Raw genomic sequence first — 8585 nt, 5'->3', positions numbered from 1 at the left:
CAAGTTCTAATAATCCTAACTTTGGTTTGATGATCTTTTCTTCTGTACTCATCTGACAAATCTAATTTAAGGGTTAAACTAATTTATTAAGATTGTCAGATTAAGTCTTAACTATTACATATAAATTCAGTAGTTGAAAAACCTAACAGGGCTTTAAGTTTGCGGTGCAATTGCATTCTGCTCATTCCCACAGCTTCACAGAATTGTACAACAGAAAATGAGGGGTCGGTTAGTTTTTCATCCATAATCTGCTGTAATTTGGTCAAAAACTTTTCATCTACTGTTGTTATTGCTATATCCTTGGGTCTTAAAACTACTTCTTGACTATAGCGTAGCTGAAGTTTTTTTCTAACATCAATCAGGTTTTTGACACGTTCCTTCAATATTCCTTCATGAAAAGGTTTTGTGATATAATCATCCGCTCCGGTCTTGACCCCATCAAGTTCGTTTTCCTCGCCCGCTTTAGCTGTTAATAAAATAATGGGTATGTGGCTAGTCCGTTCATCATTTTTCAAGGTTTCACATAGTTCTAAACCGTTTTTAATAGGCATCATTACATCACTGATTACAATGTCAGGAATATATTCAAGAGCAAGCTGAACGCCTTCAGCTCCATTTTTGGCTTTTACTACATTGTATGTTTCATTGAACATATTTCCTACATACGTTCGGATATCTGTATTGTCATCTACAATCAATAAAATAGGAGAATCTTCTTTAAGGATTGCTGGATTAGGTGGATTGGAATGCGACTCCTTGAGGGTTATTTCATTTTTTAGGGAAGATATCTTCCCTTTTTGAACTCTTCTTTCACTCTCGGCAAAATCACTTGGTTTGACAGGGAGTGCCATGGAGAATGTGGTGAGTTCTTCAGCAGAGCTACTTACGTTTATGCTTCCTTTGTGCAATTGGACCAGTTCTTTGACCAACGCCAGTCCAATTCCCGCACCTTGTTGTGTATCATCTGCCCTATAAAACCGTTCAAACAATCTTGCCTGAGCTTCTTTTGTAAGTGTATTTCCTGTGTTACTTATGGTCAACTGTAACTTTCCATTTTTTACCAATGCATTCGCATCTATACTTCCACCTTTTGGGGTATATTTAAGTGCATTTGACATCAGGTTGACCATTACTCTTTCAACAATGTCCCTATCGAACCAAGTATTTTCACTTGATGATTGGATGTCAACGGACAAGTTGATTTTCTTTTCTTTTGCGGCAAAACTGAATCCATCAATCAAACTACCAATAAACGGCGACAGTTCGCCTTTACTTACCTTTAAGGGATAGCTGCTGCTTTCTATTTTGGATATGTCCAATAATTGGTTGACCAATGATAACAGACGGCTCGTGTTCTGTTGTGCTATTTCCAGATTGTCTTTCTCTTTGGGCGGAAGGTTCTTTTTGTCGAGTTGTTGTTGAATGGGGCCAGAAATAAGGGTCAAAGGCGTACGGAACTCATGGGACACGTTTGTGAAAAAATTGGATTTGGCCATATCCATTTCTTTCAATCTATCGGTAGTTCTTTTCCGATTCCGATACAATACAAAAAAGAACACGCTAGACAATGTGGCCAATCCTATTCCACCAATCAACATATTTTGTTGGTTATGCTGTTTTTGTTCATTTAAAGCATTCTTCGATTTCAACAGGCTAATCTCTCTTTCCCTTTTTTCGGTTTGATATTTAGCTTCAAGGTTGGTGGTTATTTCTTCTTTGTTTTTCTTGTTTATACTGTCATTTAATGCAAAAGTAATCTTGCTATATTCCAATGCCTTTTTATATTGGTCCAAACCTTCATAAGCAAAGACCAAGGCGTCATAGGCATGAAGTTTTTCATCCAAATAAAAGCTATTGGCATTTTTTTCCATGTACTGCAACACCTTTAAATATGATGCTATGGCCTTTTCATATTGTTTGGTAAACAAATTATACTTTCCTTCTGCAGTTTTTACATGATAAATCGTAAAGTCTGTCGCCATCGGATACTCTTTTGCCAATTCCTTTGCTTTGTTCAAATAAACTAAAGCATTGGCCCCATCTAGGTTGTCCACATAGTTGATGGATAAATCTGTATAGGTTTCAATAAGATTCATTGGGTCTCCGTGAGATTCAAAAAATGGCAAGCACTTTCTATAATACTCTATCGACAAGGCATGTTGTTTTGTTAATGAATAATAATTACCTCTTAATCGATTAAGATTGGCCAAACCAAATTCATCTTCCTTTTCTGAAAAAATGGCTTGGCTTTTATCAAGATAATCCAAAGCCTTTTCATTTTTAAGAGCAGAATATATCAAGGCTATGTTCTCATATGTTAGGTTTAAGTCTCTGGTTACGGTGTCATTCACAATATGCAAGGAATCGACTTTCAGATAATACGTCAAAGCCTGTAAATGGTCATTGTTGTTCAAAAAATGATTGGCAATAGCAATCATGGCCGAAGATTCTAACGGCCAATTTTCCGCCAATTTTGCTTCCTTCAATGCCAAACGCGCATAGTCAATATTGTCTTTTTCATTTGATAAGGCCCTGCTTAAAATGGCCAATTTTCTATACAAATCGGATTTGAGCTTGTGGTCACTAGATTTTTTTAGAGATTCCAGTGATTTTTTCACGTAGTATAATGAACTATCTATTTGGGAATTATAATAGTAATACACCGAGGCAACATTGTACGCTTTAGATGCTGTTGCTTGATCATTGGTGGTTTTTGCTATTTGAATGACCTTATCGTTGTAAACACGTGTGGAGTCCATGTTAATGTAGATGAAAGCCCTTATTATCGCGTTCAAGCCATCTAACCTCTCTGTTTCTTCGGTTGTGGTTTCTAATACTGTTTTTATTGAATCAATTTTTTGGGGTTCTTGCCCAAAAACAGTAAAGGTGAGCAAGAAAAGTAAATACAAGGATTGTTTCATACAGAAAAGAGGGTAATCAGGCTAACAACAATATTAGAAAACCAAAACAATTTAAAATATAATAAATGTAACCAAAACAGTTACATTTATTAAAATGGATAATCAAATACGATCAATCCTTAAACATGGCGCATAGGTTTAGATTCTATAGACCAGCATTTACAAGATCATTCGAGAAAAAGCAAAACGTTGAATTTGAGCGAACCTTTTTGTCCATATTTAGTAGCCATGCTAATAGGTCTTTTGCTCAACTTGAATTTTCTAGTATAACGTCATGATAACGTGTTACCATTCCGCTATGCTGCCATCTTGGTTCCGCCAAACTGGATTACTCCATTGATGTCCAATCTTTTGTGCTTCCCTTAATTTTTCTTCATTAATGCGAATTCCCAGACCAGGTTCCTTCAAAAGGGAAATATACCCGTCTTTTAAGTCAAAGACTTCAGGGTTTTCCATATAATCCAATAGGTCATAACCTTCGTTATAATGAATCCCCATACTGCTTTCTTGTATGAATGCATTAATACAGGTAAAATCAATATGCAATGCAGATGCGAGTGAAACCGGTCCTAATGGACAATGTGGTGCCAAAGCCACATCATAAGCTTCGGCCATGGCGGCAATTCTTCTTACTTCGGATATACCTCCAGCATGACTAAGGTCTGGCTGAATGATATCGACCACACCTCTTTGGAGTATTTCCTTAAAATCCCATCTAGAATACATACGTTCACCCATGGCAATGGGAATGGATGTATGGGAATAGATATGAGTCAAAGAATCATTGTTCTCACTTAGAACAGGTTCCTCAACAAACATTGGGGCATAAGGGGTCAATTCGTCAATAATTGGTTTTACCATTCCTTTATGTATCCTTCCGTGAAAGTCTAGGGCAATATCGAGATCATCACCAAATTCTTCACGTAAAAGAGCGATGTTTTTAACGACATTTTTTATTTTTTTGGTTGAATCAATCCATTCAAAAGCCGCAGTGGCATTCATTTTAACGGCCCTATAACCCTCGTTTACTCTGGCTTGGGCCTGTTCCATGACCACTTCGGGACTATCACCACCAATCCAACAATACATTTTCATTTTCTGGCGGACCGCTCCTCCCAACAGCTCGTAAACCGGAACACCCAACGACTTGCCCTTAATATCCCAAAGTGCTTGATCTATCCCGGCCAAAGCGCTCATTAAAATGGGCCCTCCCCTATAAAAGCCTCCTCGGTACAAGGTTTGCCATATGTCTTCAATAGAGCTAGCAGAACCGCCAAGAAAATATTGGGAAAGTTCATGAACACAAGCTTCCACCGTATCAGCTCTTCCCTCTACGACAGGTTCTCCCCATCCAACAATACCATCCTTTGTGGTCATCTTTAGGAAAAACCACCGGGGAGGAACTTTGAAAAGTTCTATTTTTTCAATCTGTAACGTATTCATGGTTTCTTTATAAATTCCTTGAATCGATTTGCCTTTAAAATAATGTTCTCCAAATCTTCTGGTGTATTCATTTCTTGTTTTACTAGAGTACTTCCAATACCTATGCCATCAATTCCCGCTTCCAGCCATTTCTTTATGTTAGCTTCTCCTATTCCCCCAACTGCAAAAAAACTGGTGTTTGAAAAAGGTCCCTTAAGAGACTTATAGTACGATATCCCCAATTGACCAGCTGGAAAAAGTTTTATAATATCTGCTCCGTAAGAAACCGCATTGGCCACCTCTGTGGGGGTAAAGGCACCCATAATAACAGGAATACCTTCTTTTATAGCTTCCTCAACAACAGCTTTGTTGGTATTTGGGGTTACCAAAAATTGAGCTCCCGCACTAATAGCTCTTTGTGCAAATTCGACAGTGTAAATTGTTCCAGCACCTATAACGATGTCCGGATACTTTTTTCGTGATACGGTAATCTGGGCATCAAAATTTGGAGTATTGGATGTTATCTCCAATACCCTAATCCCACCTTGCACCAAATTTTCGATTACTTTGGATACCATTTCTCCATTCTTTAGCCGAACTATGGAAATTATTTTTTCCTCCAGCAATCGGTGCAATATCTCTTCTTTTTTCATCGTATCACATGCCCTGATAAATTCCCATCCATAATTGATAAAATCTGTTCTTCCGTACTTGTGTGCATATCTCCTTTTATGGTGTGCTTTAAGGCAAATGCTGCTGTGGCAAATTCAATAGCTTTATTTACTTCCCATTCTTTATTTATGGCATGAAGATATGCGGCCGCAAAGGCATCACCCGTACCAAAACGATCTTCTATTTGAACATCAAAAGATTTTGAGATGGTAATTTCTCCGTTGGAAAAAGCCATTCCTTGAAGCTTGTTTTCTGAAGCGGAACAATGTTCCCGAATGGTAAATGCCATTTGATGCACTCCGAAAAGTGAGCTTGCCTTGAGCATCGCTTTTCTTGTGCGGTCCACAGAACTTTTTTCGGTAAACTGCAGTCCATATACATCATGAAGGACTCCCAAATTGGCAAAAATCAAATCGGAGTGCTCAATAATACGATCAAAAATCATCCTCGCCTCATGGCCATTGGGCCATAATGTTCTTCTAAAATTTAAATCAAAACTGACCTTTATCCCCATTTCCTTGGCCACTTTTGCAGCCAATATGGTTTCTTCTGCACATTGATCTGACAAAGCAGGAGTAATTCCAGAAAGGTGTAACCATACCTTATTTTTCAGGATGGAACTCCATTCAAATTCCCCAGCTTTTATTTCACTTAAAGAAGATCCTTGTCTGTCATAAACTACGCGAGAAGGCCTAATCGACTTTCCGAGTTCAATAAAGTATGTGCCCATGCGTTCTCCTCCAAATAAGACCTTGTTCGTTATGACCCCAAATTTATTAAGGCCTAATAGGGCTGCTTTTCCCAAAGGGTTGTCGGGAACTTTACTTATAAAATCTACTTGGTCTCCCAAACAAGCTAGGGAGGTCGCCACGTTGGATTCTGCTCCAGCATAGTTGACTGAAAATTCATGGGCAGTCAATAATTTGCCACCACTGAGCGAAGGAGTAAGCCTCAACATAATCTCACCGAAAGTTGCAAAGCCTGTCATCTTCCTACTGACTTTATATAATTTTCCGAAGTGACTTTTAAATGCTCTCTCATTAGCCCTTCTGCCTTGATTGCGTCCTGCCCAGCAATGGCATCGGTTATCCTTTGATGGTAATGAAGCATCTTTTCTTTTTCTTCAACCATGTTATCCGAAATGGACTTGGCAAATACATCATGCTTAAACTTTGGGGTCAAGTTAAAAATGGGGTCCAGCAACAAGTTTAAGATTGGGTTATCAACGCTTTCAAGCAAAATCCTATGAAATTGGTTGTCCAATTCCGCCTCCATTATTTTGTCGTCCAGCGGGCATTGAATCAATTTTTTCATATTATCATGAAGTCTTAGGACATGATCATCAGTTCTTACCTCCGCAGATTTGGCAGCAATCATGGGTTCGATCATCGCTCGTGAATCAATGGCATGGAGCATTATGCCCCGATCCGAGGAAAGTCTAAAAAACAAATTCAAGGTTTCCGAAGCGTTTTGAATACTCATTTCTGACACATAAACACCGCTTCCTTTTTTTATATCCACAATACCCTTTGAGTTCAATCCCCTTATCGCTTCGCGAATCACCGTTCTACTGACCTTAAACATGGAGCAAAGCTCGTGCTCGGTTGGGATTTTCTTTGAAGGTTGATATTCTCCTTGCGCAATGGCATTGGTCAGTTCAGCCTCTACATGACCACTTAACGATTCTGGTTTTACAATTGGTGCGAACACTGGGATTGAAATTAATATTTATAATACATCATACAAATTTAATCAAAATCTTAATATGCTAATAAGTATCAGAATAACTATGCCAACTGGATTCTAAATTAGACTTAAGACAAATACTAAGAGAAAAAGAATTGTAGATTACTTAGAACAATTTCTTAATGTTTGATGGTCCAATAAATCAAGTTTTCTGGAACTCATATGTAGTAAGCTTAGTACTACCACAAAAAATTGATTGAGCATCTTATTATATCACTTGTGAAGTATTCGATATGACCAGAAGAGTAAATCAATAATATTCCAGGTACTCCAGAAAAAGTGCAAATTAAAAAAGCCCCAGAAGTGAAATCCTTCCGAGGCCTTGAGTTTACTGGTGGAGAATACCGGATTCGAACCGGTGGCCTCTTGCCTGCCAGGCAAGCGCTCTAGCCAACTGAGCTAATCCCCCAGAGAGCGCAAAGGAAATACTTTTTCACAAAGTTTCAAAATTGGATTGCCCAGCTTGTTATTTTTTAACGCTCAACACTAAAACGGGGATGGGCACAAAAAATTCAGACTTTGGAATGGTGTTTTTTTCCCAAAGCTTTTTAAAAAACCCTCGTTTTCTGCGGAATACACAAAGTAGATCGGGCTTTTGTTTTTGGTAGTGCTCCAAAACCCCCAGATATGTAGTCCCCTGCTCGGTGATGATCAATTGTTCGCTAATGTCCAGCAGAGCAGTGTTCACTTGCAGATCCTCTTCGGAATATCCCGGTCTTTTTACCAATAGTAGATTAATCTTGGATCTAAACTTATCTTTGATTGCAATCAAGGGGTTCAAAATCCGGTTTCTTTTTAAAATGCCCGATCCAAAAGCTGTCAATACACTTTTCATCGGCTTAAATTGTGTTCCCTTGGGCACAATCAATGCTGGAATATTAGTCTGTTTTACGATTCTACCCGTGGTATTGCCCAAATAAAGTTCCTCCTTTATATCGTTACTTCGCGGTGCGATAATAATCAAATCTATTCCAAGCTCCTTGTTTATATTGTTCAGTCCATCAACAATATCCCCATTATACGTGGCTATCTTTAGTTCAACATTATTGACTTCTACTCCATCAATGATTTCTTTTATTTGCTCCTTGCTGCTCTGTGCTACTTTCTCTGTAACATTTGATAAACTTCCTGCAGAAGAAGTGACAGAAAACACATCCATAACAAAAACCCTGGCGCCAAAATTGGACGCAAAGTCTATGGCATATTGAAGAGTTTCCTTTGCATTGGGCGATGTGCCTATAGGTACAAGTATATTATTCATTGTCGGCGGTTATGATTATCCCTTAAATTTACAATTTAATTGAAACCAATCGATGATTAGACCCGCAAAGATATCCGAAATCGAGGACATCCTAAGTTTGACCAAGGCCTGCGCTGCCAAAATGATTGAAAATGGCATTTTTCAATGGAACGAACACTATCCGTCAAAAGAAGCTTTTCTGAAAGACTTGGAGCGTGGAGAACTCTATGTGAAATGGCACAAAGGGTCAATTATCGGGGCCATTGTCATCTCAACTTTTATGGACGAGGAATACGTCCCCATAACATCGTTGACCCCCAACGGAAATAGCACTTATGTGCATCGGCTTTGTACACATCCCGACCATCAAGGTAAGGGATTTGCCCAAGAACTTATGGATTATGCTGAGAGCTATTCACGTTCAAAAGGATATAAATCTGTAAGGCTCGATACCTTTTCCCAAAACCAAAGAAACCAAAGATTCTATGAACAACGAGGGTATCAGAGACTGGGCGATATTTTCTTTCCAAAACAAAGTGAGCATCCCTTTCATTGTTACGAATTAGTGCTGTAACTTGCACTGA

At 38.6% G+C, this 8585-nt stretch carries 7 protein-coding genes and 1 tRNA gene; 1 reads left to right on the top strand and 7 read right to left on the bottom strand.

Annotated features, from left to right (window positions below):
- Nucleotides 1-107: 107 nt before the first annotated feature.
- The 7 genes from E4661_RS15210 to E4661_RS15180 form a co-directional block, all read right to left on the bottom strand.
- The gene (locus E4661_RS15210) at nucleotides 108-2921 is read right to left on the bottom strand and encodes a response regulator (RefSeq protein WP_136468315.1); all 2814 of its coding nucleotides are present in this window, start codon (nucleotides 2919-2921) and stop codon (nucleotides 108-110) included.
- Between the two features lie 285 nt (nucleotides 2922-3206).
- The gene (dgoD, locus tag E4661_RS15205; RefSeq protein ID WP_136468314.1) at nucleotides 3207-4364 is read right to left on the bottom strand and encodes a galactonate dehydratase; all 1158 of its coding nucleotides are present in this window, start codon (nucleotides 4362-4364) and stop codon (nucleotides 3207-3209) included.
- Complete coding sequence (locus E4661_RS15200; protein ID WP_136468313.1) at nucleotides 4361-4996, bottom strand: bifunctional 4-hydroxy-2-oxoglutarate aldolase/2-dehydro-3-deoxy-phosphogluconate aldolase; 636 nt, start codon at nucleotides 4994-4996, stop codon at nucleotides 4361-4363. The genes dgoD and E4661_RS15200 overlap by 4 nt, the downstream gene beginning before the upstream one ends.
- Entirely contained in the window at nucleotides 4993-6003 is a 1011-nt protein-coding gene (locus tag E4661_RS15195; protein ID WP_136468312.1) for a sugar kinase, read from the bottom strand. Before E4661_RS15195 ends, E4661_RS15200 begins: the two co-directional genes overlap by 4 nt.
- A complete protein-coding gene (locus E4661_RS15190) occupies nucleotides 6000-6725 on the bottom strand; it encodes a FadR/GntR family transcriptional regulator (RefSeq protein WP_136468311.1) in 726 nt (241 codons plus the stop codon). The genes E4661_RS15195 and E4661_RS15190 overlap by 4 nt, the downstream gene beginning before the upstream one ends.
- Before the next feature lie 368 nt (nucleotides 6726-7093).
- Nucleotides 7094-7170, bottom strand: a tRNA-Ala gene (locus E4661_RS15185).
- Nucleotides 7171-7227: 57 nt separating this feature from the next.
- On the bottom strand, nucleotides 7228-8022 hold the full coding sequence (locus tag E4661_RS15180; protein ID WP_136468310.1) for a universal stress protein: 795 nt from the start codon (nucleotides 8020-8022) through the stop codon (nucleotides 7228-7230).
- 52 nt (nucleotides 8023-8074) lie between these two features.
- Here E4661_RS15180 and E4661_RS15175 point away from each other — a divergent pair, with 52 nt between their 5' ends.
- Entirely contained in the window at nucleotides 8075-8575 is a 501-nt protein-coding gene (locus tag E4661_RS15175) for a GNAT family N-acetyltransferase (protein ID WP_136468309.1), read from the top strand.
- Nucleotides 8576-8585 lie beyond the last annotated feature (10 nt).

The organism is Flagellimonas onchidii (genome assembly GCF_004804315.1).
GTDB lineage: Bacteria > Bacteroidota > Bacteroidia > Flavobacteriales > Flavobacteriaceae > Flagellimonas > Flagellimonas onchidii.
Note: the sequence above shows the minus strand (reverse complement) of the source record. Positions and strands in the feature narration are given on the sequence as shown.